Below are 23,876 nucleotides of genomic sequence, written 5' to 3' on the forward strand. Positions count from 1 at the left end.
GTGCATTTTGCAACCCTATTGCGCCGGTTGTGGCGGCGGGGCCTCCATCGCATTATCAAAATCGGGCGCGCGGATATCCGACAGCCCCGATCCGGGGGCGGAGAAATAGGGCTGACCTTGCTGCTCCGCCTTGCGCTGCAACCGCTTGAACGCCTTGTCCGCATCGGGATCGAGCCAGCGCTGCACCTGATCCGACAACAGCCGTTCATAGACGAGGCGCGTATACCATAGCGACGATCCGGGCACTTCCTGCCGCACGATCTTCGCGAAATCCTTCCCCGCATTGGGCTTGGTCTTTTCATCGCCGTCCAGCCACGCGATGACATTATCGATCGTCGCCGACTTCACATTGCTGAACGTCTGTGCCGCCGGGCCGACCAGCGTTTCGGCAAACCCGCCGCCGAACCGGTTTTCATCACTGCCCAGAAAATCCCCGATGATGCCCAGCCCGCCGCCTTGCAGCACCGCCGCGCCCAGAAACCGGCGATCGTCCATCGGGCGCGCATCCTTGCCCTTCGACAATTCCTTTAGCTGGATCGACAGCGCGCCGCCCGCCGTCAGCAGGCCCATCAGCGTCAGGCCGTACATCGCCTTGTTGAACGCCCCTTGCTGATCCATCATCCGCCGCCCGTGCAGCATCAGGATCGACAGCGGGAAGCCTTTGAACAGGAACGTGCTGCGCGCAATCTCGCCCACCCACGTACCGCGCGGTACCCAGCTCATCACCGCTTGCGTGCGAAGCCCCGGTGTCGGCACGGCATAATCGGTTTCGGTCAGGATCATTTCCATCAGCGCGTCGGCGGCGGCGCTGTCTTTGATATCCTCCGGGAAAATCCAGTCCGATCCGCGCTCGGTACGCGTTTCGGTGCGGCGGATCGCATCCCATGCCTTTTCGCCGATGCCGTATCGTTGCAGCGTGCGCTGATACCCCGCGTCCAGATTGCCGAACGCCCGATCGCGCATTTGCACCACATGGGATAAATTCTCCATGCCGAATGCCCAGCGCAAATGCTGCGTATGGGCCGACAGATAGGAGGCGCGCAGCACGAAATCGGCCATGCGGCGGCTGACCTCGTGCGTCAGCTCTTCGCCGGTATAGCGCTCGGTCGCCGCGCCCACCCGCGACCATTCCTCCGCGACCAGCCCAAGCCGAACGGCAAGGCGGCGGTCGCCTTCGTCCAGCGGGTTCAGCATCTTGGTATAGCGTGCCAGCGTGCCCATGATCGGGGTGCGGTTGAACCCGGCGGTAAACATGGTCGATCCGAAATCGCTCGCCGTGGACAGGAACGCGCCGCCCAGCTTTGCTGCGACCTGTTGCGACTTGACGATGGAAAATCCCAGCGCGACGCCCTTTTTCTCCGGGCGATTGGCGACGCCGGTATAGGCATCGTACAGCCGTTGCAATTGCTTCGGGCCGTGATCGATATTGTTGATCGCGCGCCGATCGCCATTTTCCTGCACGCTCTTCGCCAGCGAATCCTTCAGGAAGCGGATCGATGCATCCGGGTTCGGCCCCAGCACGCGCATCAGCGCGATATCGCGCGCCATGCCGTCGATATGCGCGTTCATCGCTTCAAAGATATTGTGCCGCCCGCCGAACTTTTCAGCATAGCCCTTCCATGAATCATAACCGGCAAAGTGCAGGACGCGGCGCTCGGCGCGGCGATTGCCCAGCATCGAACTACCGACCTGTCCCGGCTCGCGATCGGCCCAGCCTTCGCTCGCGATGCTGTCCCACACATCGCGCAGCACCGCGTCCAGCTTTTCGGGCTTCATCGGTGCGCCGGTCACATCGTCCAGCATCTTTTCGCGATCGAGCAGCGGCAGGGTGAAATCGCGCCATGCGGCAAAGCTGGCATCGTTCATCGCCTTTTGCGCGGCGCGCGCGGCGGCGCTGTCATTCGCCTCGGTCGCGGCACGCTTGGCGGCCAGCGCCGCGTCATAGGCCGCGCTGCCCTTACCGGCTTCGCGCGCGGCCATGCCGTCATGAATCTGGGGCAGGGCCCAGTCCTCGCGCTTAGCGATATTGCCGCCCGCCGCGTTGAACGCCCCGCGCAGATATTCCGCCGCACGGGTCCATGCGTCCGCCATCTCGCGCGCATTCAGGTCGCTCGCGTCGCCGAAGATCGCCCGCCCCATCGCATCGGCATCGGCCTTGTTGCGCAGATCGCCCGTCATCGTGCGGCGATGCTTTGCCAGAATATCGGCAACCATCGCGTGCGAGCGCCCGCGAATAACCTCGCGCAACTTTTCCGCGCTCGGCACCGGCACCTTGTCGTCATGCGCCAGAAGGCCCATTGTGGCGCGCGCCGATAGCGGCTCGCCCGCACGGCTGTTATTTCGGACCATCGTAATCGCATCGGCCTGCGCCTTGGCGATCAGCAGCTTCTGGCGCTTGCTATTGTCGAACCCTTCCACAATCGCGGCCATCGTCACTTCGGTCGCCTTGCTCTCCGCCGCCGCGCGGCCAAGGTCCGGCTCGTACTGCGCGACCAGATCGTCATATAGCGCGCGAAATTCATCGGCGCGCTTCTGACTGATGACCTTTTTCGCCGCCAGATTGGTAAGGCACAGGCCAAGGCTCATAGACAGTTCCTGATTTCGTTGATTTCCGCCTCTTCGGCATCGAGCGCGGCATACAGATCGCGCAGCGTCTGGCCTTCGCCGTCCGCATCGAACCGGAATTCCATGTCCTGCGCTGCACTGTCGAACAGCCCGCCGTCGCTGCCGACCGGCTTTTGTGGCACCTTGCCTTTGATCCGGCCTTCGCCTTGCCGTTCCAGCGCACGGCGCTGGTCGCCCGCCTGCTCACCGAACGCATCCAGCTGCGCGCGGGCATCGTGATCCAGATTGTCGGTTTGCGCTTTCGCCGCAGTCCCTTGAGGGTCGACGAATTCGGCGGTCAGGCTTTCGCCCGGCGCTCCTCGATCCGCTTCGCCCAGCGGGCGAGCTGTTCCGCTTCCTGCCGAAGCGCCGGTTCCACGCGCTGATCCTGCGCCAGCTTTTCCATTTGCTGGCTGCGCGTCATCGAATCCGGGGACCCATTCGTCTGCATAATCGCCACCATATACCGAATCGCCTGATTGTTCGAGTGCCCTTTGACGCGCATTGTCCATGCGCTCGGTGATGACCCGCTCCATCGCAGACCACGGGTCATAGCCCTCTGCCATTGCCGACAGAACATCGTCGGTCAGGTCGGCGTCATGTTCCGGGTGAAAGTCGGTTTCCGCCTGCAACCGTTCCAGATACCCCGAACGGCTATTGTCCTGCGCAATCGCCTGATCGCGCTCGGCCATGTCGGCTGCATGGTGAAGCTGATAGATTTTCTCGCTGCCGTTTACCGCGCGTTCCAGCATGTCCAGAACATCGGCCTCGCTGGGACGGTCGGTGAAGAACCCCGCTTCGTGCAGCAGCTCGCCCGCATCATCGATCGACATGCCGCGTTTGCGGACCAGCGGCCCCGCGCGCGGGACGAAAGCGTCCAGTCGATTGCGCAGATCATGGCCGGCATCATCGCGAACCCCGCCGCGATCGGCAAGGAATTCGATCACATCGCTGGGCCGCGTCCGGGTCGGCAGCGTCCGGCGCTTCCACTTCGCCGAAACGAAGGGTACGCGGTCAGCGCCATCGACCAGCACCGGCGCGGCTTCGTCCGTGCGAATCGGCGCGTCCAGCGGTGATGGCGTATCGGGCGAACCGTCCGCGCGCGCCTCGGCCTGCTCGCCTGTCCGCTCGATCGCGTCGCGCTCTGCCGTGATCCGGTCGATATCCGCCTGCAACCGCTCGCGAAGCGCGGCTTCGCCGCCGATATCGTCGCGCAATTCGACGCGCGCGCCCGCGCGTTCCGGCACCGCGCCGCCCATCTTGTGATGCGCCCATGCAATCAGGTCGCCCGCGCTCATATCCTTCAGGAACGGATTGGCGTTTGCGACCTTTGCGCCGAGGATGTCTGCGGCGCGAGCGCCGGGATCGGCTTCGAACAGCCGCTTGGCACCGCCTTGCCCCGCAAAATGGACCAGATACAGATTGCCTGCGCTCTCCGACTCGCCATGGCTGCGCAGGAACGCGGCATTGTCATCGGTCAGATCGTCCATCAGAACGTCCTGCACTGCGCCGTCACTGCGCTTGGCGAGGATTTGGGCGTCCGACAGCCCCTGATCGCCGAACCGGCGCTTGTAATAATGCAGCCAGGTGCTTTCGATGAACTGGTATTTGCCGCGCGCGCTCGACAACGGGTTCGCCGCATTGTTGCTCAGGGCGCTTTCCACCACGCCGATCCGGTTCTTTACCGCCGCCCGCGCGGGCATCATCGGCACCGTTCCCGTGCCCAGCGCGGTATCCGCCCGTCCCGGCATCGTGACGCCCTCGGCGCGCGGCGCTTGCGGCGGCAAATCGTCCAGCACCCGCGACAGCGTTTCGGCGAACCGCTCGCGATGAAACTGCACGCCAGCACCGTTCGGCTTGAACGGGTTTGCCTCGTCCAGCGCGTCTTGCTGGCGCAGCGCATGGATCGCCGCGCGCGTCTCGCTGTCCGCGCCATCGCCCAGCACCATATCGGCAAGATCGGGCAGGTCGCGTTCGGATACGCTCGCCGCGTCGGCCCAGCGTCGTTTCACCGGTTCGGGCATCAGGTGCCAGACACCGTTCAGCGCCGTGTCATAGGCCTTACCTGCCGCTGGTCCGCCGTGCAGCTCCAACCCTTTCAGGGCACCGCCGAATAGAGCGCCGCCTACGACTGCCGTTCCCAGCTCGGCCGCCGCATCGCCCAGCGTCATGTCGCGCCCCTGCGACGCGCGAACCCACGCCTCGCCCGGCAATGACATCGCGGTAAGACGGGCATTCACCACAGCTTCGTTGACGACAGCCTGCGCAACCGTCTTTGCTTCGCCCGCCCCCAGCATCATGCCGACCGTGTTGATCGGATCGGTGGCGCCATAGCCGAAACCGCCGATCAACCGCGTTGCGGTGCCTGCGCGCGAGGCGGATGCGGCGCGGGACTCGCGCTCGGCCTGCACCTTACCCAGCGCCTTGGCGCGGAATTCGTCCAGCGAATGCGGGATCGCGGTAAAGGCGGTCGGGTCCGACTGCCGCACACGGTCCACCGCGTCCCATATCGCTTGCGCGTCATAGGTCTTTGCCCATGCGTCGCGCGCCTCGCGTTTCGTGAATTTGCCCGTCACGCCGCGATCGTGCAGCGCATCGACCAGTGGCGACAGCGCTTTCGCCATTGCCTCCTGATCCTGCGCCGCGGCGGTTTCCTGATCCGCCGCGCTCCAGAAACTATCGCTCAGCCCCTGCAGGAAGGACGGCGGCGGGGGCGCTGCCCCCGGCGCAGTGGTACCGCGCGAAAATGCTTGCGGCGGAAGGCCCATTATCGCGCTCCTGCCGGGGGCCGGGCGGTCTGGGTATAATCCTCGCCCTTCGCCGTTTTCAGCCGCTGCCCCGCCGCATTGACGAACACATAAGTTGCGGCCCCGCGATCATCACCGATCAGGACGGGCGTATAATTCTTCTGCACATCGCGCGCATTGACCGGAGAACCGTCACCATAGCGCGCATTGCTGAAATCGGAGCGCGACAGCAGCCGCGAAAATTGCTCGGCGCTCGCCCAATCGGGCAACATCACATGCCGCCCGTTTACCAGCCCCATGCCGCCGCGCCATTGCCCGTCCGGGCCGCGACTGGCCCCCAGCGCCAGATTGACCGCGCGGCGATACACCGTCGGCTCGAATTGCTCGAACCCCTGCGTTTTCGCTTCCTCGGCATAAATCGCATTGGCGACAGTGCGATAGCCTTCGATCGCCTGTTCGTTCAGCGATCGCCCCTGCAATCCGATCTGCGCGGTGAATTCCTCGCTGGCACGGTTCTGGTCGATCAGCTTGGGATTGGCTTTCAAATCCTCGCCGCCTTGCAGCGCCTGCATCCGCACCGAAGGATGGACCAGCGTGAAATAGCCAAGGCCGTTCTGCGCCTTTTGCGCGATATCGAACCCTGCGGCCCCACGCGGTGCAAGCTGCGCCAGCACCGCCGCCTTTCCCTGCACGCCCTGATCGATCAGCGCCTTATATTGCTCCGCCTCGCGGCTGTCGGCGGCATCGACCAGCTTGTCGAGCTGGGCCTTCATAATCTGGTCCGGCTCGCTCGCCTTGCCCTGCGCGATCCGCTGTTCCAGTGCATCGCGGTCGCGGCGCATCGTCATTGATGGGACACCGGCATAGCGGCGATTGGTTTCCGCCTGCACGTCCATCACGTCCAGTTCGACCAGTTCGCTTTGATCCAGCCCCGCCGCCTTGGCGCTCGCGCGAACCGCGCGCATCTCTTCGCTGCTCGGTACGACACCGCCGCGAATCTTCGCCTGAATGGCATCGATCCCGTCGCGCGCCTGATCGCGCACCCGGCTTGCGGCCATTTCGGCCTCGCGGTGCGCAAGATGCTCGCTCGCCCCGATCCGCTTGGCAATGGCCTGCCGATCATCGGGCGACAGCAGATCGTCCAGCTGCTTGCTGTCCAGCATCGCCCGTGCGGCCTGCCACTGGCCCGCGCCGATATAGCCGTCGAAAAACTGCTGGACGAACTGGCCCTTTTGCCGGTGTACCGCCGCATCGCGCGTGGTGCCGTCCATGTCCAGCCCGCCGAACAGCGCGTCGGTATGCTGCAACAAATCTTCCAGAAACACCGGCGATTGCGGCTCGCTGGTCAACGCATTGCCCTGCGCATCCGCCCATTTGCCGATATTGTCGCTTTCGAACGTCGCCTTGCGTTCCAGCGCCCAGCCACGTTCGCGCAGCTTCGTCTGCGCCGCATATTGCGCCAGCATCGGCCCGAAACGGTCGATGATTTCCGGATCGTCGGGCAGGGTCTGACGGAACGCGCCCACCTTGTCGGCGACGATCCGGTCGGCCTGTTCCTCGTAATCAGGCGCGCCCGGCTTGGTATTGCGCCGCGCCTCGTCCAGTGCGGTTGCAACATCGGCCTGCACCTCGGCCCATCGCCCCATGCCGTCCGCGACGACATGCGATTCGCGCCGCCGCGCCTGAATTTCCTCGATTCGCCGATTGGCCTCGGCCTCTTGCTGGCGAAGCGCTTCTTCATTCTGCGCGACCCGCTGCCCTGCGCGACCCAGATCCTGCAACCCCTCGGCGATACCCGATCGGAACGCCGCCGGGTCGCGCTGCGCCATCGGGCCGACCGGGTTATTGGCACGGGCGAAAAACTGCTCTGCCATCAGCCTTTGACCCGCATGGGAGGAACATACGGCGGCGTCTCATAGGGGCTATGCGCGCCGCTGCCCGTGTTCCACGTCCCGCTGCCTTTACGCCCCATCGCATCGCCCACCCGCGCCGCAATATCGCCGGATGTGCGCTGCGCCCGCATATCGCTCGCCCCGGCCAGCGCGCCGGACACCGCGCCGAACATCGACTGGATCAGCGCCGACCGGCCCGCCTTTTTCTTGTCCGCCGCGGCTTGATACAGGTTGTTGGCCTCATTGGTCGCCCGGCTGCGGATATTCAGGATTTCCAGTTCGCGCTGCACAGCATTCTGGCGGATGATATCCGCGCTCGATCCGCTGCCGATATCGACGCCCGCTGCGCCCATCGATGCGATCAGGTCGCCCGACAGTCGCCGTTCATCCTTGCGCGTCTGCAACGCATCATATTCGCCCGACAGGATCGTGCGCCGTGCATTCTCCTGATCGACGGCTGCGGCGGCCCGCGCGCCGTTATTCGCCTCGATTCCGCTATAGATCGTGCCCGCCGCCTGGGCAGCGATCGCGATGACGGGCAATGCCGCGCCCATCAGCGCACCAACCGGTAAATCATCGCGTCTTCCCCATTTTCGAAATAATCGCCCAGCGTCGATTCCGGCCGGAACCCCAGCGCCGCCATCCACCGGTGCGCTGCATCGTGGTACAGGCGTACCACTGCGTCCACGCGGCGATGTTCCAGCTTGCCGATATAGGCGAGGACGCGGCGCGTGATCGGCTTGCCGTAATCCGCTGCCTGCGGGGACAGCGCTGACCACAGCGTCGCATGATGCGCGTGCATTTGCAGGGCTCCCCCGCAAAACAGGATATGCCCGTCCGCCTTGGCCCGGATCGTGAAGCACCGCCCCGTTGCCGCCAGCATCTGGGCCATGGCCCATCGATCGCCCGCCAGCTCGGCCTGCACCGCCTGCACTTCCATGCGCGCCAGATGCTCGGCCTCGAAAACCTCGACCGTAATCATCGCTGGCTCACATCCGCTGTTGGCTGGATCGCGCGTATCGTTGCCCCCTGCGGCAGATACCGCTCGACCGTCACCTGCCCCATGATATCGTCCGTTCCGACATCTTCGGTCACCAGCAACCCGGTATCGGGCACGAAGCCCGCATTGGTCACACTGTCGGCGGTCAACTGTTCCAGCGTCACCGGCGGCGCACCCTGCGCCGTCACGCGCAGCCCGCGCGTTTTCAGCACATTGATAAGGAACCGGCTGAACCGCTTCACCTTGCCCATCGCTGGGCCGTTATCGCCCCCGGCCTCCAGCGGCAGCGTGGTGAACCGGCAGGGGAAGGGCAGGCCAGCAATGACGCGGGAATGCGGATTGGGCAGGGTGAACATGCCTGCGCCATCGACCTGAACGCCATCATAGGCCGCATCGTCGCCCTGCACCTGTATCGTCAGCCCGGACAGCCACGGCACCGGCCCGAACGTGCTTGCGGGCGAACCTTCATACACCGCCGCCATGTCGGTCATTGCCGGATCGTCGTCGTCATCCTCCTGCCGCAACTGATCCAACCGGCAGATATGCCAGCTTCCCCGGAATGTGACGGCGGCCCATAGCTGATCGAGCTCGCCCATCGGGTCCGTAATCCCGGCGATCGATGCGACAGCGCACCCCTCGGCCATCGGGCGCGTCGCCCATCCCAGCGCCTGTTCGTCGGGATTATACACCGCGACGCTCAGGGTCCCGTCCCCCCGCCGCGTCCAGAACAGCCGATTGGGGTCTTTCTGCGATACCAGATCAAGGAAGCGCGGCTTGCCGATATGCCGGGCATAGCGCGAAAGATCGATCGGCGTCTGACGGTTGCGCCCCGCTTCATATTCCAGCTCGATCACGCGCCGCCGGCTCTTGCCGATATAGATCGTTCGCCCGTCGATATCGGCCATCGGCGCATCGCTCGCGCCCTCGCTGTTCTGCCGCACCGACCGCACATTGCCGGGGCCGAAAGCCTCGGCCGGGTTGCGTTGCAGAATCGCGAACGGGCCGCTGGGCGTCATCGCCAGCAGGTCATTGCCCGCGTCCAGGTTCAAAATGCCGTTCGGGTCTTTGATCGTATGGATGAACGCCATATCGGCGCTGATCTCACCGACCTCGTTATAGGTCGAAAAATCGGTAAAATCGCCCACGACGCTGCCGTACAACGTCGAATCCTTGGCGACGATCAGGCGTTCATTATAAACGACCCCGCATTGCGGCCACCCGCGCCGCTGGCTGAACGATCCGAACCGCCAGCGCCACGTCCCGAACTTATACGATACGCCCCCGCTCGGCGGCACATAGGGGTCGTTCGGATCGTAATAATCGGGCAGCTGGTTCGAACTGATCGCCATCGCTCAATTCCCCGCCGTGGTGAAGGGCAGGCGGCGCAGCACCGTGGCCTGCATCGTCGCGCTGTCGACATATTCGGTCAGGCGCAGCACCCCGAACCGGTCATGCAGATATTCCAGCTGCACCCCGCCCGCGACCTCGTCGTTGATATCCTGCCCCTTGCCGATGCCGTCCCATTCGACGCCCTTATTGTGAACCGGCGCGACCGTGCCGGTGCGCATCGCTTCGCCGCCGCCGACCACGGCATAAACCCGCTCATTCCATGTCAGCAGATCGTTGATCGCCACGGTCACGCCCGGTTCCCAGCTTGGGATATTGCCGAAATCATCCGCCTCCAGCTCGAACAACCCGCCCACGTCCCCCGGTTCGAACAGTGCATAGGGTTGCCCGCCCCGCGACGCGGCAAGGGTCACTGATCCCACGACTCCGCTTGCCTTGACGATCAGCGCCTGATCTTTGTTGCGCGCTTCGAACGGCCCGTTTTCCAGTTCCAGCATCGACGCCTCGAACGTGTCGGCATCGACCCGCGCCAGCGCGCGCGTCTGGTGATTGGGATGGAACAGGTACAGCACGTCATAGGATTGCTCCCATGTCAGCGCGTTGATTTCGGACAGGGTATAAGGAAGCGTGGTCAGCGCGACCGGCGCACCATCCGCCTCGATCCGAGCGTCGTTGGTGAAGAAATGGGCGACGCCCGCCGCCATCGCCATGATATAGCTTTGCGTGACGCTATACTGGAACGGGATCAACCGGCATGGGCCGGGCGCTGCATCGACGCGCAGGAAACCGGGGCACGCATCCAGCCCGCCCTCGACCAGCGGAATCCATCCCGTCAATTCGGCCATGCCGATGCCGTACAGGTTCAGGTCGATGCGGCCATGCAGGCGGCGCGACAGCTCGCCCGCGTTGAAATTCGATTGAACCGGGGTGACGCGCGACATGGATCATCGCCCCCGCAAATAACCGCTGCCGCGATTGCGCGCGGCCAGCCAGTCCGATTTTGCCACAACCGACCCGCGCTGATTCGCGCCGGTTTCCAGCCCGTCGATACGCTTCGCCTTGCGCAGCGCATATTCGGCCTTGTTGCCCAGGTCGCGCTTGATCGTCTCGGATTGCGTGATGCCCTCGGCCAGCGCCTCGGCCAGCGCCAGTGTCATCGCCTTGACGAAAGCGGCCGGCCACTTCGTCACATCATCGACCAGCGCGATATAGCGGACGGGCAGCGGCGCGGCGGCATCGGTCAGGATCACGTCGCCCTCGCGCTCGCCCCGATAAAATCCGGGCCTCCCCTCAACGGGAACCAGCCAGCGCAGGCAATCGGACGGAAGGCGGAACTGCCGGGCATAGCCATAGGGCGGGTTCACGCCATCGGCGTTCAGCGCCGCGCGCCGCAGCGCGAAATTCCATGGATGCTGGGAAAGAAGGTCATTCAGCACGATCGACCAGAGCCGCTTTGCCCGCATCGCGACAGGGCGGTCGCTGTCGATCGAGGTGACGAAATCGCGCGACCCCAGCTCCGCCAGCGCGGCGTTCACGATATCGGTCTGGGTCGTGCTGGGCGTCGGCATGATGGCCCCTGTCAGGTGGTAAGGTGACGGCGCGCCGGGCGGAATTCCCACTCCGATTTACGCCCGCTGAGGAAGCATGTCCCCGGCGCACCGTCGAAGGAAGGAGGGGCGGTCAAAGGAGTAAAACCCGCCCCGCCCCCCTTATCGCTTGGAGGCGAAAAGCTCCGTGCAGACGACACCGGCTGCGGGCATGTTCGCACTCGGCGTCAGAATGATATCCTCGCGCTGTTCCAGCGCCCCCGCCGCAAGCATGGCGGGAACGATCGGCGCGCGAACCGTCTTGCCCGCTGCGGGACCGGCAAAGGCGACGGCATATTTGTCGTCATCGGTGGCGATGCCCAGCTTGAAGGTAAGCCCCGACAGATCGACCGAAGAGGAAAGTTCGAACGCGCAAACGGCGCAGCCCTCGCGAATGCGCGCGACCAGCGGCGTATCCTGCGTTCCGCCGCCCTGGGTGGCGAGGCTGAAATCATTGTGAAACCGGCGAACGCCCGCATCCACCTTCGTACCGGGGGCGAGCTTGCTGTCGTCGGTGCTGCTGTACGATGTGCCATACTGGATTCCCATCGTTCTTGCTCCTTGGTGTTGTCAGCCGATCGAGGCGGGGCTGGACCGCGCAAAACGGGACGGGCGGGGCACGCGACCCCGCCCGGCGATCAACCTTCCTTGCATTCAAGGATGAAGCACTTGTCTTCCATCAGGCGCGTCGCGGTGCTGCACGCTTCGGCATAGACCTGCTTCGAAAAGTTCTTGTCGTCGCGCTCGGTGATGCGACCGAAAAACTCGGTCCAGACCGCGCGATGCATCCCGGACGGCATAAATGTCGGCAGCATCCGCGTGGTTTCGCTTTTCGTGAGCTTTGAGCTACGCGGGTATGCTTTGGGCGAACCGAGATTGACCGGCATGAAGCGCAGATTCTGCCACGGCTTCAGTTCGCGGCGTGCCAGAACGAGCCTGCCGTCATAGTTGGATTTGACGTACCGATCGATCCGCTGAAGGTCCGACACCTGCTTTGGTGTCAGCAGCACAATCGGCTGCTCTTCCTCGATATCGCAGTCGGCAAGCTCGTAGGCTTCTGCAAGCGCGATGATCTTGTCTTCGGTCAGACCGGTGGCTGCGCCGCCCAGATCGACAACGATCCGGTTCCCGGCCTTGAACGGCACGGGGGTATCGCCATGTTCGCCGGTCCATGCCGTTCCGAAATAGCCTTCGATGAACTTGTCGTCGTGATAGCGGCGCGTGCCGCGTGCCGTACCTTCGACCAGCGGACTATCGATATCGACGCTGGTCGCTTTCATCGCATCGCGGTCGCGCAGCGGCGCGACATTCGCAGATTTCGGCTTTTTCACCCAACGCCGTTCGCTCGATGCATCGCGGTTATTGGTATCGGTGTTGATACCGTCCTTGTCTTCAAGATTGAAATCGTCATCGAACTGATCTTCAATCTGTGACGATGCCCCCGAGTACATCGACGTCGAACCAGCCAGCGGATAGATTAAACCCGGCTTCTGGTTCAGCTTGAACGTGGTATTCTTCTGATACTCGACGGTACGATTTTCGTTTGCCCAATCGTCTGCCATATTTGCCTCCCGGCCAAAAAACGAAATTGAATCCGAATTTCGACGGGGAGGCGGACCTGTGTCCGGGCCGTCTTGGGGAATGACGCATCCCGTTCCGCGCGGCTGCTTTCGCCGATTGCATCCGGGGCGCCATAGCGGCGGGAAGCCGGAGAAAAGAGGGGGAGAATAAGAACCGGCTCCCCCATCCGGCTAGGTCGCGAAATTCACCATATTGGGGAATTTCGTCAACCCCTTTTCTGCATCAACTGCATCAATTGTGATCGGCGTGCATATTCCGGGCTGCTCTTATCTGCGACCTTTGCACGGATTTCCGGGCTTGCATCCATGCGATCGATCTCGTCGCTCGCCTGTTGCGGGGTCATGCTTCCCATGCGCAACTGCGTCTGGGCATCACCCACCTTGGACAATTCACCGGTTTTCTCCGCGAGCGCGAACAGCGCACGAAGCGTTTTTCCTGCACCGACTGTCTGCTCCAGTCCGGTGGTAAGATCGCCGATATCGATACCGGCTTCCTTGAGCATGTTTTCGGTGGCCGCCAGACGCTGATTATAGGCAGCAGGGCCGAATTCAAATTCGACCGCGTTCATTTCGTCGCGGCCTTGTTGCGCCTGCTTGCTCACCACATCGGCCTGATACTGATTCCATGCGCTGCTCAGCTTTTCAGCCTGCAACGGGTGCAACCCGACTTCGTGAAAAACCGGGCGCATGGCCTCGCCCATTTCCGTCTGATTGCCCTCGGCATCGCCGATTTTATAATCCTCGGCCTTCTCTGGCCGAATTTTCGAAGCGAATTCGGCAAAGGCATCAGGATTATCGGCGGCAGGAATGGCGACGCGCCCTCGCGCAAAGCGCTGCGTTTCGATCAGCGCCTTTCCCATTTCATCGATACTGCCATAGCGCGCCAGCGTTTCGTCACCCTTCAACTCGGCCGACAGGAATTTATCCTGCCACCGGTCGCCGCTCGGCTCCGGGGTCGGGCTTGGCGATGGCGTCGGGGTCGGCGCGGGCGTCGACGTCTCGCCGGGCGCTGGCGCCGGGGCCGGGCTGGGGGTGGATGGCGCCGGAACGCCGGTGTTCAACGCATCTGCTACTTCGCTCATTGCCCGTTCTCCCTCAATTTCTTGGCAAGTTTTTTCAGTTCGGTGCCGCCCATGTCGATGCGCGCGAACATGTGCAGCACGATGGCGCGTGATGCGGCCTGGCTGCGCAATTGCTCGTCGCTCGCCTGCGGCATGTCGGCTGCGCCAAGGTTCGCAATCTGCGCCAGATCGCCCAGAACGGCGGCTGCATCGTCCTTCAACGTGCCGTCCGCGTTCAGCATCAATCGGCGATAGGCGAGGATGATTTCCCGGCGCCCGATCGCCGCCGTGATGAGCCGCCGTCGCTGCGCGCGCGCAGTGCTTTCCATCGCGGCAAGGCCGTCGATTTCATGACTAGCCGCCATTGACCGCCCCCGCTGCGCTCCTCGCCGCATCGGCGATCACCGGCACCGCTTCCAGCAATTGCTGTTGCGCGGCCTTGGCCTGCTCCACTTCGTCGTGTGCGCGCTTTTCCTCTTCGGTCGCGCGCCACGTCGCGGGCACGCCATTGCCATCGGCAAGGTTCGGAATGACCTTTTCCAATGGATATTCGCGGTTGAATGCTGCGGGCGCTTCGGGGTTGAATTGCGCCACCACGCCAACCTGTTCAGCGGTGCGCAGATACGCCGCCGACGCACCGGCCCGGCGCATCCGCGTCAGCTCGTTGTCATAGGCGCAGGTAATCCCGCCCCCGTCGCGCAGATACCGGGCAACCGTGGCGGGCATGTCATCCAGCATCCCCTCCTGCCACATCAGATCCAGCTCAACGTCCAGCATCGGCGAAAACCATTCGGTTTCCTGCCGGGCGAGCGGGGACAGCAATATGCCCTTTTCGGCGATTTCCTCCAGCGTCCGGGTCGCGCTGATATGCGTTTTCTGCTCGCGATAGATCTGCAGCAGGTCGCGATAGAACGCCCGGTCGATCGTCTGTTTCACCTCGGCGTGGAGCACCGTGGCGTCGCCCGAATCCGCCGCGTCGAACAGCGGCTTCAACATCGGCTGCATCTGCTCGTCCAGCCCGCCATAGGTAATCCCCCATGGCTTGAGGGCTAAGATCGCCTCGTCCAGTTCGTCGCTGGGCGCCAGCATCGGGCGCTTGGCGTTCAGCTCCGCGATCAGCACGCGGTCCTGCATCATGATCTGCGATGCGCGCAGCGCGGGCAGGAACAGCGTGCCCCGGCCACGCCCGAAATTCTCGTTTACCGCATTCTGCCACCGGCTGATGATCCGGCGCATGGTTCGGTATCCGCCTTCCTTGAACGGCACCTTGTCCTTGCAGCTGTAATAGCACGCCCGAAAGGGCATCCCTTCGGGGCCAAGGATACCCGGCTTCATGTGCGGGTTGGGCTCGATGACGTGCAGGAATTCGAATTCTGCCTGCGGCTTCGGATTGGGTTGTTTCAGGGCGTCGCGAACGCATGGCGGAATGGCTTCCTTCCATTCGCGCTGTGCCTGCTCGGCGGTCCATTTGAACTTGCGATGGACGCGCATCGGGTTGCCCTGCGCATCCGCCTCCCACCAGATCGAACCGATATGCTCCGACTGGTACGACAGCCCGGCGAAATAGCCGCGCTCGTCGAACCGCTTGTCGGGCCAGATACATTGCTCGCCGAACGCAATCACGCTCGCCGCGCTCTCATGCACGTTATTGGTGAAGCCCGACTTCGGATCGTTGCGCAGCATGAACAGGCGGTCGGCGATGATTTCCAGCCATTGCTGATGCACAACGCTTTCGTTCATTTCCGACGACAGGAACCGCAGCTTCTGCCACTTCACCCCGCGCGGCATGGTGAACCCTTCGAACAGCGAAACGCCGTCCTCCAGCGCCGCCGCGCCATATTCGTCGGTCATGTCGTCGGTCAGCGACTGCCCCGGCGACAGGATCGAATTGAACCCCTGTTGACGCGGCAGGATCAGGCGCGCGACCTCTTCGCGCAACGTATCGATATTCATCCGCGCGGCTTCCATCCGCGCCTGATTCCGCTCGATCGTCTTTCCGTCGAAACCAAACATCGCCTGATCCTCCCCCTATGCGCCGTCGATCAGGCCGCGCTCTTCGTCGTGCTGCGCGCGCCGGTGAACAGGAACGTGCCCGCAGAGATTTTCGCGGTGCGCCCGCCGCCGCCGGGGAAACGGCTCACCAGATCGGCAACGCCCACCGCCTTGTCGCCAGCCATCAGGAACGCCTTGCAGATACCCGTCTCCGGGATACCCGGCTCGATGACGATATCCTTGACCAGCTTCACCCGGTCGCCGCTCGGTTCATAGGCGTCGGGGTGGAATTCCAGCGGCGGCAGATCGCGGAACGACACGCCGTTTTCATCGGCCAGCACCACCTGCGTTGCTTCGGTCAGCGCATAGAGCGCGGGCGCTTCGGCATCGGGGTCCAGTTCGATCGCATCGGCGACGCGCAGCGACATTGTCTGCGCAGGTCCGGCCACCGCCGCTTCGGCCGCAGTGCGGCGGAACTGCTCACCTCGCAACTGCTCGGTCAGATCGGTGATCGTGGTATCCTTGGCCTTCAACGCCTTGGCATGGGCGCTTTCGGTCGCGGCGATATCCTTGGCGACTTCCGCGTCGCGCGTTTCCAGCGCATCGGCGATCCGTTTGCGGCACGCCTGCTCCTGCTCGATCTCGCGTTGCAGGGTGACACGCTTGTCGCCCTTCTTTTCCAGACCGGCCAGCGCCGCCAGTTCGTCGTCGGTCATTTCGGGCAGCTTGCCGGTAATCGCCTCGACATTGCCTTTCAGCAGTTCGGGCAGGTCGAAAGTCGTCGTCTTGTCGTCCATGGGTGCCTCCATCATTGGCCCATCAGGGTGTTTTTCTTCGTCGTCGTGGATTCAGCCCCCCGGCTTCCCGTGCGTTGGTTGTCCGCGCTCCCCCGACGGCTCGCGATGGCGTCGGCGACCAGCGAATTGCTGCGCGGCGTCGCGGTCGGTTGCGGCAACACCGGCTTGGGCGCTTTGGGCTTGTTGAACACGCCCGCCACCGCCCCGATCGGCGACAGCGCAATTTTCAGGATATCCCCCGCCATATCAGTTCCCCCTCATGCTGCGATCTGGCGCCGCACGGGCGCATTGTCGTTCGCCGCACGCGGCGCGAACGGGCTGTTGCCGAAATCGACCTTGCCCCGGCGACGCGCGGCATTGTGCCGATCGCGCAGGCGCTTATCGGCATCTTCCCAACCGTCATATTTGGTCAGGCCGAGAACGAGATATTGATTGGCGTCGTGGACATGGCTGAAATCGTTTTTCAGTGGCTCGTCTTTCCATCGACCGCCGCCGGTCGAATACTGCACGCGCGTCACGACATAGCCGCGATTAAAGCCCTCGCGCAGCACCTTGCAGCGATCGGAAATCACATAGGCGGGCGCATCGTCATTGACGTTGCGCAGCACGTCGCGAACCGCTTCCAGTCGCGGCCCGATCAGGTTCCGTTTCACCGGCGCGGGCTTCATCTTCATCTTCACGCCGATGGCGGCTTCGTTGAAGCCAGCCACGAATTTGATGATCCATGCCCGATCCTCGGCATTGGCATCGCTGTCACCGAACCACGCACTGGGATCGGCCCAATTCACTGCGCCAAGCTGGAACCCGGCATAATGCTCGTTCCAGTATTTGCCGACGACCTGCCCGAATTCCTTCGCGCCCAGCCCCTGCAACACCTGATCGTTGCCGGGCTGATACACGACGCATTCGTCGATGATGCGGATCTGGCCGCGCAAGGTTTTTTGGCCGAAAACTGCGGCGGGCGTGTTGCCGCCGTCCAGCCCGACATGGATCGGCAGATTCGGGTCGGCGGGCATATCCGCCACGCAATGCCGTTCGTCGTTATACTGCGAATAGACCGGGTTGCCGTCCCGCACCGCGCCGAATTTATTGTCGATGAACCGGCGCTTGTCGCCTTCCGACATGCCGATCATCATCCGCTGATAATAACCGGGCGGCAGGTTGCGCAGATTTTCCGCCCCGGCTTCCGTGCCTCCGGGCTGGCGATGGAACCGGATGCGGAAATTCTCGCCGAACTCGCGGCGGAATACCTCCATCTGTGCGTCGGAAACCCCGATGTTCCGATTTACGCAGAAATCGTAGGTCCAGTTATCCTCTGCCGGCGCATTCATATCGCCGATCATCCCGGACCATCCGCCCAGCGGCGTGCCCGGCGGGCGATAGCGACCGACGCGCGGGAAACCGAACTTGAACACGTCGCGGTGCAGCGTATCCATTTCGTTCAGCCACAGCCCGGTTAGCTGCAACCCCTTGAACAGCTCTTCCGCGCTCTGATCGCCGACCGCGACGAACAGCATTTCGATTTCAAGATGATCGACCTTCCCCCCTTTCAGCGGGATCGCGATGCTGATCTTGTGAATCTTCTTCGTTTCGTTCCAGTTTTCCTTGGTTTTCGGAAACCACATGAACCAGTCGGCAAGGACGTTCTTTTCCAGATGCGCCCAGGTATCGCGCACCACGGCCCAGCGGGCCCGCCGAACGCCATCCGGCCCTTTGGGCTGCCACATCGCCGAATTCAGGATTTTCTGGAAACAGGTCGTGGTTTTGGCCGACCCATACGGCCCCATGATGACGCTGACCGCCGACCGATCGGTGCGGAATTTATGCGCAACCGGGCCGACGAACCCCATTGTCAGGCCGCGCGATGCGGCGATCAGGTTCGCGTAGCGCGGCTTGGCGTCCGCCGCGACCTTTTCCAGATCGAACAGCGCCAGCTTTTCGATGATCCGGTCGGCTTCCTTGACCTGCCGGTGTTGCTCGACCGTCAATTCGTTCGCGCTGCGCAGCGGCTTTGCTTCAACGATGGCCTCTGCGCACGCATCCAGCAGCGGCAGGGTGATAGTCGACGCCGCCGCCAGCATCGCCAGCGCATTAGTCAGGACGCGTTTAACCTGCATCGTCATCACCATCGGCAGGCTTGGCGTCAGGATCGGACACTTCGGAGAAATCGGCGAATTCCAGACGCGCCAGATCGTCCTCGGTCAATTCCCCGGACTCAGTCATCTCAGCCAAGTGCTCGACATCGGTGAGGCCGGGAATATTCAGGATCACGTCATGACGCCGCGTCATATCGACCGCGATCGGGCGCTTGCTATGGACGTATTGCGCGACTTCTTTCGCCGCGTCGCGCTGCGCGATCATCGCCTTCAACGCCAGTTCGCCCGGCTTCGATTTCAACGACTGGGTAAGCCCGTCCATCTTGGCGGCAAGTTCGGTCAGCCGTTCGATTTGCTTTTCGCTCAGCGGTCCCGCTTCGCCGTCCAGCGCGCGATCCAGCAGCGCCTGCGTTTTGCGCGCGATTTCGAACAGCTCGTGTTCGCGTCCGCCGCTTCCGTCGGCGATCAGCAGCAATTCGACCAACTGATCGAGCGGCATCGCGTACATCGCCGCCATCGCTTCGACCGGATCGCCATATTTGTGAACGATCAGCTTGGCGAGCGCCTCGGATTTCTTGTTGCCCGCGCCGGGCGGGCGACCGGGGCCGGTGCGCGCCTTGCGACGCGCAACGCGGAACGTATTGGCGGGCAGTTTCCCCGTTTCCGGGTTCCGCAGCAGGTCAAGCTGCTCGGCATCCACCTCCGCGCCAAGCATCTTCCCCGGCGTTCCCGAAAACTCGCGCATATCGCGCATCAGGGCGGATTCTTCGCTCACCCGCGCCGCTCAACTCGCCATTTTAGCCAAGCCGAGATCGGATAGATCAGCGGACGCAGCGACGGATACAGCACTGCCAGACAAACGAGGCGCAGCGCGACGCGCTCGATCGCGTTCAGATCATTGGCCGGGCGATCATTCCGCGCCATCGACACCCGCCAGCTTGCGCATCTTCGACGCCCGCGCTTGAAGGTCCGCACAGATCGCATCCAATCCATTTGCAGCCGCGATCAGCGTCGTATCGGGCATCGTCCGCTCGACATTGGTATGCGACCGGAACGTGCGCGGGTTCATACCTGCGGCCTTCGCAAGTCTTTCAAACCCAACAATCTCCGCTGCTTGGCAGACCGCCCAAATGCGGTCGAATTCCTCGGCATCCGTCATGTGGCGTTTTTCCGCCACAGGCTTGGCTTGCTCGCTCATACGCCCTCGAACTGGATCAGGAGGCGCAGCCACGGGCGACGGACCGGATTGTCCGCCGCCCGGCTTGCGCTGAATACGGGGCGCGCGCTTTGCGCCGCTGGGGCAGGGCCAACGCCTTGCCGCTGGGGGCCTTGCGAGCCGTACCAGACGCCCCTCCGGGTTATCCGTGTGTCAGAATTGTGCCACGCGATTGCCTTGCCCAGCGATATCGCCGGGCCGACGCTCACCAGCGCCCAGATCGCCAGACTAGCCGCGCCGCTCATGCCGCATTTCCTTTGGGCGCAACCGCGTTGACACGATTCCGGCGCAGGCGTAGCGTCCTCGACAAGCCAGCATCGGGAACCACATGCCCCACGACACCCCGACCCGTTGCATCGCTGCTGGATTCCGCCCGGTTTCCGCCTGAATTCAGGCCGCGCGGGTGAAGCGTTTCCCCCGACCCCATGTGCCAATGAGAATTTCGCGCCCGAGAACCGGCGTCGGAAGGACTTTCAGATAGAGAAAGGGCCGTTTCGGCCTCAATCCGGATAGCGACCGGGAAGTTTTCACAACTCCGCTCCCGGCCTGCGCGACCCGCCTGGAGGGCAGATGCGATCGGCAAAAGGGGGAACGGGGGGTCTGCGCGATCGGCTCCGCCGATCGACCACCCCCCGCCCTCGATCGATCCAGCGCGCCGTGTCGTCAGATTGGCGATTAGAAGACGAGGCACAAAAAACGGCGCATTTCTGCGGCGTTCACTGCGCCGTGCGACATAGCGCTGTGCGACATAGCCCGAAGCGCCGTCGAAAAACCGCAGAAAACCGTCACTTTCGGAAACGGGCCGAGGCGGTACGCAACCGGCCTCGACCCGCCCGGCCTGATGCCCCCAAAGCGCCAACATCGGGATGCGCCGACGCCGATTAGCGCCGATCAGGCCGAAAAAATTCCCACAGACCGCGCCCGCGCCCCGACGCGACACCCCTCCGGCGACGGATCGAGAATATCCGCCCCTTTTAATATTCGATGCGCTGGAGCCACGGTTAGCCATGGCGTGACGGAATACACCCGACAGGGACATTTTGCCAAGCCCCGCCCTTTAACGTTCTAAATGTTCTAACGATAGAACAGAAAAGAGACGTATTTGCGCGCCGTTCCGCCCGTTCCAGATGTTCCACGCGCCTGCACATGATGCGCGCGCTCACACATCGCCCGAACGCTCCGCCAGAACAGAACATTGGAACGCAGTCACCAAACAACTGATAAATAAGGATAATTCGCAAATCCGCTACAGAACCCGCAGAACGCCCCCGGACCCGATCGCACCATCAAAATTCGGCTCAAATTCTGCTTCGCCAATATGGGTCAGGGTGAGGGTGCCATGAGGCGGAGAGAGCGCCAAGAGAGGCCGAGAGAGCAGGGCGCGACGATGATGACAGCCGCGCGCACCGCGCCGCTTACGCGGCGCTGCGCGGCTGAATTCCTTTATTTGTTGAGCTACGCGCCGCGTAGCTCAATTTCCCACTTGACGGAACCATATTGTCCCCGCTAGGGACATTTATAGCGCACCTACCCGGGTGACGCGAAACCGGCAAGGAGGCCGAACAATGTCAGATCGCAAGATCATCGCCACCGGCGAAATCGCGGGAACCTATGGTCCCGATACCGTCAAAATCGAACAGCTTAAGCGCGGACGCCACGCGGGCCGCTTTGTCACACGCGGCGCGGGCTTCGCCGGTCGCGTCGCCTATGCCAGCGCCGACACCGCCCGCCGCGCGGTCGAACGCCATGCCCGTTTCGCGGGCTGGGTCGGGGAGGCGTGAACATGCTCACCGAAACCAACATCGCCACCCGCGCCCTCGCCGAATGGCGCGCCGCCCAGCTGGCGGCGCAGGGCTTCGCAACCCGCGTGATCGAGGATCGCCGCGCCAGCGTCGGACCGTTCCGCATCCGCGCCACGCTCGCCGGGAGGGCCTGACCGATGCGCAACAAGCACGAACGTCATTTCTATCATCCTGCCAACGCACTGTGCGTCCGCGACAAGCATAGCAGCGCCGTGGCGTACATCTGGAACGATAGCCGGGGGCGTCCCCATGCCGTCGCGTTTCAGGGCAAGGCGCAAAAGCCCGCATGGAACTTCTATTTCGCGAACGACGCTGCGCGCGAAAAGCGGGTCCGGGGCTTCTTCGCCGCGATCCAGCGCCACGAGGCGGAGCGCGCGAAAAAACGCGCCGAGCGCAGCGCATGGCAGAACCCGTACAAGGTCGGCCAGATTTTCAGCACCTGTTGGGGCTACGATCAGACCAACCGCGAATATTACGAGGTTGTCGAAGTGCGCGGAAAGCACCTGATCGTGCGCGAAATCGCGACCGAATATGTCGAAACCCAATGGCTCGCAGGAAAGGTCGTACCGCTGCCGGGGAGCTATATCAGCGAACCCCACCGCGTGCTGGCGCAGCCATACGGCTTCCGTGAGCCCCGCTATAAACATCACCTCGCCACACTGGAAACGCCCACCATGGTCGGCGGCGTCCCAACCTACGGCGCGGACTTCGTGAGCAGCTATCACTGACGCCACCCCCAGCGCGTCGGGCACCGCCCGGCGCGCTCAAGGTGCCGCCACTGGCACGAAACCGGCAAAAGGAGGCCGACAACATGCCGAAATTTCAAGTCCGCATCTGGCGCGAAGTCGTCGAAACCGAGTTTTTCACGCGCGAGATTGAGGCAAGCGACCGCGACGCTGCACTTGCGCAGGCCGAGACGATCGCCGCCCAATCCCGAATGTCCGCGCCCGATGACGTTCAGCCCGGCGACACCGCCGATTTTGGAAGCTGGAATGTCGACTGGGCGGACCAGTGCGCGACCTGCCACCAACCCGATTGCGGCGGGGAGTGCTTGGGATGACCCAGCTCGACCTGTTCGCCGCCGCCACCGCGCCCGCCATCCGCCGCCCGGTCAAACCACACGGCAAGGTGGTACAGGGCGAAGTGGATGAAACGCTAACCCTTCCACACCCGCGCATGGCATGGCACCGCGCGCGCATCGAGCTGCACCGCCATCATGCCGGGCTTTGGATGTGGTCGACCAGCTGGCAGGCCGTGAATAGCGGGCGATCCTACCGGGTCGGGGAGAAATGGGGCAAGTTCGCCGAAAGCCGCGACGCCGCGCTGTTTCACGCGGTGCAGGAAATGCGCGGCGGGATCGGCATCGAGGCCAGCGCCGACGCGCGCGCGATCCTCGCATGGCTAGACACGTTGCGCTAATCACCGATCGCAATCGCGTCGGTATTTGCAAAGCGGGCGCTATTCGCCGCGAAAGACGCCGCGCTGTTTCAGTCTTATGAGGCGCGGCGCGAATGGCTCTGTGATCGCACGCGCGGCGAGATATGCGCCGAACGGGGCAAAGGCTTCATAGAGAAAGCCGCGCCAGCTTTCCGCATCCGCCGCCGCACAGATCAGCCAGAATATCACCAGCAGCAAAAGCGTTATTCGTTGACGCTCGATAGTGTCGGGGTTTTGGCCAATTCGTTCGAACGCACGGCCAATGCCGACCACAGCCGCCAGTAACATCATGAATTCTGTCATATTGACGCCCCGCCCTGTCAACGCTCGATAGGCCAGCGAACCGCCCACCCGCCGCGCAGCATCGCCGGTCCCAGCTCGACCCCACCGGCCCAGCATCGCACCACCGGACGGCCATAAGGATCGCGCGACTGGAAACCGGGCCGGTCGGGCAGGGCATCCACGATCCGGCATCGAACCGCCCTGCCGCGAATCATCCGCGCCAGCGCCGCCTTACTCGCTTTCCCATCGCCGGGCGCACATCGGCGTCCCTTCCGGCATCCATGCGTCTCCGGAGCGTCGATCCGTGCGAGTCGCCATAACTTTCCGTTGCAATCCTTGATCGTGTCTCCGTCGACGGCGACCGATGGGGCGCAAAGCGTAAGAAGCGCGGCGGCAATCATGCGCACAGCCTGCCACGGGTCCGGGCGATCCACAAA

At 63.4% G+C, this 23,876-nt stretch carries 27 protein-coding genes; 5 read left to right on the plus strand and 22 right to left on the minus strand.

Going from position 1 to position 23,876, the window contains the following annotated elements:
• Positions 1 to 15 precede the first annotated feature (15 nt).
• The 20 genes from EV664_RS09745 to EV664_RS09835 all read right to left on the minus strand — a co-directional run bounded on the left by EV664_RS09745 (position 16) and on the right by EV664_RS09835 (position 20,163).
• Positions 16 to 2,586, minus strand: coding sequence for a hypothetical protein (locus tag EV664_RS09745; RefSeq protein WP_133495505.1), 2,571 nt, complete (start codon positions 2,584 to 2,586; stop codon positions 16 to 18).
• Positions 2,583 to 5,372 carry a hypothetical protein gene (locus tag EV664_RS09750; protein WP_133495506.1) on the minus strand — a complete coding sequence of 930 codons (2,790 nt, stop codon included), beginning with the start codon at positions 5,370 to 5,372 and terminating at the stop codon, positions 2,583 to 2,585. The genes EV664_RS09745 and EV664_RS09750 overlap by 4 nt, the downstream gene beginning before the upstream one ends.
• Positions 5,372 to 7,225: a hypothetical protein gene (locus EV664_RS09755; RefSeq protein WP_133495507.1), complete on the minus strand. Its 1,854-nt coding sequence runs from the start codon at positions 7,223 to 7,225 to the stop codon at positions 5,372 to 5,374. The genes EV664_RS09750 and EV664_RS09755 overlap by 1 nt, the downstream gene beginning before the upstream one ends.
• Positions 7,225 to 7,797, minus strand: coding sequence for a hypothetical protein (locus EV664_RS09760; protein ID WP_133495508.1), 573 nt, complete (start codon positions 7,795 to 7,797; stop codon positions 7,225 to 7,227). Before EV664_RS09760 ends, EV664_RS09755 begins: the two co-directional genes overlap by 1 nt.
• Positions 7,797 to 8,225 (minus strand): GNAT family N-acetyltransferase, encoded by a 429-nt coding sequence (locus tag EV664_RS09765; protein ID WP_133495509.1) that lies wholly within the window; start codon positions 8,223 to 8,225, stop codon positions 7,797 to 7,799. The genes EV664_RS09760 and EV664_RS09765 overlap by 1 nt, the downstream gene beginning before the upstream one ends.
• The gene (locus tag EV664_RS09770; RefSeq protein WP_133495510.1) at positions 8,222 to 9,592 is read right to left on the minus strand and encodes a phage tail protein; all 1,371 of its coding nucleotides are present in this window, start codon (positions 9,590 to 9,592) and stop codon (positions 8,222 to 8,224) included. The genes EV664_RS09765 and EV664_RS09770 overlap by 4 nt, the downstream gene beginning before the upstream one ends.
• A gap of 3 nt (positions 9,593 to 9,595) precedes the next feature.
• The gene (locus EV664_RS09775; protein WP_133495511.1) at positions 9,596 to 10,531 is read right to left on the minus strand and encodes a phage tail protein; all 936 of its coding nucleotides are present in this window, start codon (positions 10,529 to 10,531) and stop codon (positions 9,596 to 9,598) included.
• 3 nt (positions 10,532 to 10,534) lie between these two features.
• Entirely contained in the window at positions 10,535 to 11,158 is a 624-nt protein-coding gene (locus EV664_RS09780) for a phage connector family protein (RefSeq protein ID WP_133495512.1), read from the minus strand.
• A gap of 141 nt (positions 11,159 to 11,299) precedes the next feature.
• A complete protein-coding gene (locus tag EV664_RS09785; RefSeq protein WP_133495513.1) occupies positions 11,300 to 11,725 on the minus strand; it encodes a hypothetical protein in 426 nt (141 codons plus the stop codon).
• An 89-nt stretch (positions 11,726 to 11,814) separates the two neighbouring features.
• On the minus strand, positions 11,815 to 12,738 hold the full coding sequence (locus tag EV664_RS09790; protein ID WP_133495514.1) for a phage capsid protein: 924 nt from the start codon (positions 12,736 to 12,738) through the stop codon (positions 11,815 to 11,817).
• A gap of 224 nt (positions 12,739 to 12,962) precedes the next feature.
• Positions 12,963 to 13,838: a hypothetical protein gene (locus EV664_RS19420; protein ID WP_133495515.1), complete on the minus strand. Its 876-nt coding sequence runs from the start codon at positions 13,836 to 13,838 to the stop codon at positions 12,963 to 12,965.
• A complete protein-coding gene (locus tag EV664_RS09800; RefSeq protein ID WP_133495516.1) occupies positions 13,835 to 14,182 on the minus strand; it encodes a Bbp19 family protein in 348 nt (115 codons plus the stop codon). Before EV664_RS09800 ends, EV664_RS19420 begins: the two co-directional genes overlap by 4 nt.
• Entirely contained in the window at positions 14,172 to 15,830 is a 1,659-nt protein-coding gene (locus tag EV664_RS09805) for a portal protein (RefSeq protein WP_133495517.1), read from the minus strand. The genes EV664_RS09800 and EV664_RS09805 overlap by 11 nt, the downstream gene beginning before the upstream one ends.
• Positions 15,831 to 15,859: 29 nt before the next feature.
• Positions 15,860 to 16,606, minus strand: a complete 747-nt coding sequence (locus EV664_RS09810) for a hypothetical protein (protein ID WP_133495518.1) — start codon at positions 16,604 to 16,606, stop codon at positions 15,860 to 15,862.
• Between the two features lie 11 nt (positions 16,607 to 16,617).
• Positions 16,618 to 16,851: a hypothetical protein gene (locus EV664_RS09815; RefSeq protein ID WP_133495519.1), complete on the minus strand. Its 234-nt coding sequence runs from the start codon at positions 16,849 to 16,851 to the stop codon at positions 16,618 to 16,620.
• Between the two features lie 12 nt (positions 16,852 to 16,863).
• On the minus strand, positions 16,864 to 18,729 hold the full coding sequence (locus tag EV664_RS09820; protein WP_211338496.1) for a hypothetical protein: 1,866 nt from the start codon (positions 18,727 to 18,729) through the stop codon (positions 16,864 to 16,866).
• Positions 18,713 to 19,477 carry a hypothetical protein gene (locus EV664_RS09825; protein WP_133495521.1) on the minus strand — a complete coding sequence of 255 codons (765 nt, stop codon included), beginning with the start codon at positions 19,475 to 19,477 and terminating at the stop codon, positions 18,713 to 18,715. The genes EV664_RS09820 and EV664_RS09825 overlap by 17 nt, the downstream gene beginning before the upstream one ends.
• Positions 19,474 to 19,626: a hypothetical protein gene (locus EV664_RS19220; RefSeq protein ID WP_162848814.1), complete on the minus strand. Its 153-nt coding sequence runs from the start codon at positions 19,624 to 19,626 to the stop codon at positions 19,474 to 19,476. The genes EV664_RS09825 and EV664_RS19220 overlap by 4 nt, the downstream gene beginning before the upstream one ends.
• Entirely contained in the window at positions 19,613 to 19,900 is a 288-nt protein-coding gene (locus EV664_RS09830; protein ID WP_133495522.1) for a hypothetical protein, read from the minus strand. The genes EV664_RS19220 and EV664_RS09830 overlap by 14 nt, the downstream gene beginning before the upstream one ends.
• Positions 19,897 to 20,163, minus strand: a complete 267-nt coding sequence (locus EV664_RS09835; RefSeq protein ID WP_133495523.1) for a hypothetical protein — start codon at positions 20,161 to 20,163, stop codon at positions 19,897 to 19,899. Before EV664_RS09835 ends, EV664_RS09830 begins: the two co-directional genes overlap by 4 nt.
• A gap of 1,320 nt (positions 20,164 to 21,483) precedes the next feature.
• Between EV664_RS09835 and EV664_RS09840 the strand changes: the two genes are divergently transcribed.
• The 5 genes from EV664_RS09840 to EV664_RS09855 all read left to right on the plus strand — a co-directional run bounded on the left by EV664_RS09840 (position 21,484) and on the right by EV664_RS09855 (position 23,139).
• A complete protein-coding gene (locus EV664_RS09840) occupies positions 21,484 to 21,699 on the plus strand; it encodes a hypothetical protein (RefSeq protein WP_133495524.1) in 216 nt (71 codons plus the stop codon).
• The gene (locus EV664_RS19225; protein ID WP_162848815.1) at positions 21,696 to 21,854 is read left to right on the plus strand and encodes a hypothetical protein; all 159 of its coding nucleotides are present in this window, start codon (positions 21,696 to 21,698) and stop codon (positions 21,852 to 21,854) included. The genes EV664_RS09840 and EV664_RS19225 overlap by 4 nt, the downstream gene beginning before the upstream one ends.
• Positions 21,855 to 21,857: 3 nt before the next feature.
• Entirely contained in the window at positions 21,858 to 22,448 is a 591-nt protein-coding gene (locus tag EV664_RS09845) for a hypothetical protein (protein WP_133495525.1), read from the plus strand.
• 83 nt (positions 22,449 to 22,531) lie between these two features.
• Positions 22,532 to 22,780 carry a hypothetical protein gene (locus EV664_RS09850; RefSeq protein WP_133495526.1) on the plus strand — a complete coding sequence of 83 codons (249 nt, stop codon included), beginning with the start codon at positions 22,532 to 22,534 and terminating at the stop codon, positions 22,778 to 22,780.
• Positions 22,777 to 23,139, plus strand: a complete 363-nt coding sequence (locus EV664_RS09855) for a hypothetical protein (protein WP_133495527.1) — start codon at positions 22,777 to 22,779, stop codon at positions 23,137 to 23,139. Before EV664_RS09850 ends, EV664_RS09855 begins: the two co-directional genes overlap by 4 nt.
• A 39-nt stretch (positions 23,140 to 23,178) precedes the next feature.
• On the opposite strand, the gene EV664_RS09860 is transcribed toward EV664_RS09855, so the two are convergent.
• A complete protein-coding gene (locus EV664_RS09860; RefSeq protein WP_133495528.1) occupies positions 23,179 to 23,508 on the minus strand; it encodes a hypothetical protein in 330 nt (109 codons plus the stop codon).
• Positions 23,478 to 23,840, minus strand: a complete 363-nt coding sequence (locus EV664_RS09865; RefSeq protein ID WP_229668203.1) for a thermonuclease family protein — start codon at positions 23,838 to 23,840, stop codon at positions 23,478 to 23,480. Before EV664_RS09865 ends, EV664_RS09860 begins: the two co-directional genes overlap by 31 nt.
• Positions 23,841 to 23,876 lie beyond the last annotated feature (36 nt).

Source organism: Stakelama pacifica, from assembly GCF_004361835.1.
In the GTDB taxonomy this organism is placed as follows: domain Bacteria; phylum Pseudomonadota; class Alphaproteobacteria; order Sphingomonadales; family Sphingomonadaceae; genus Sphingomonas; species Sphingomonas pacifica.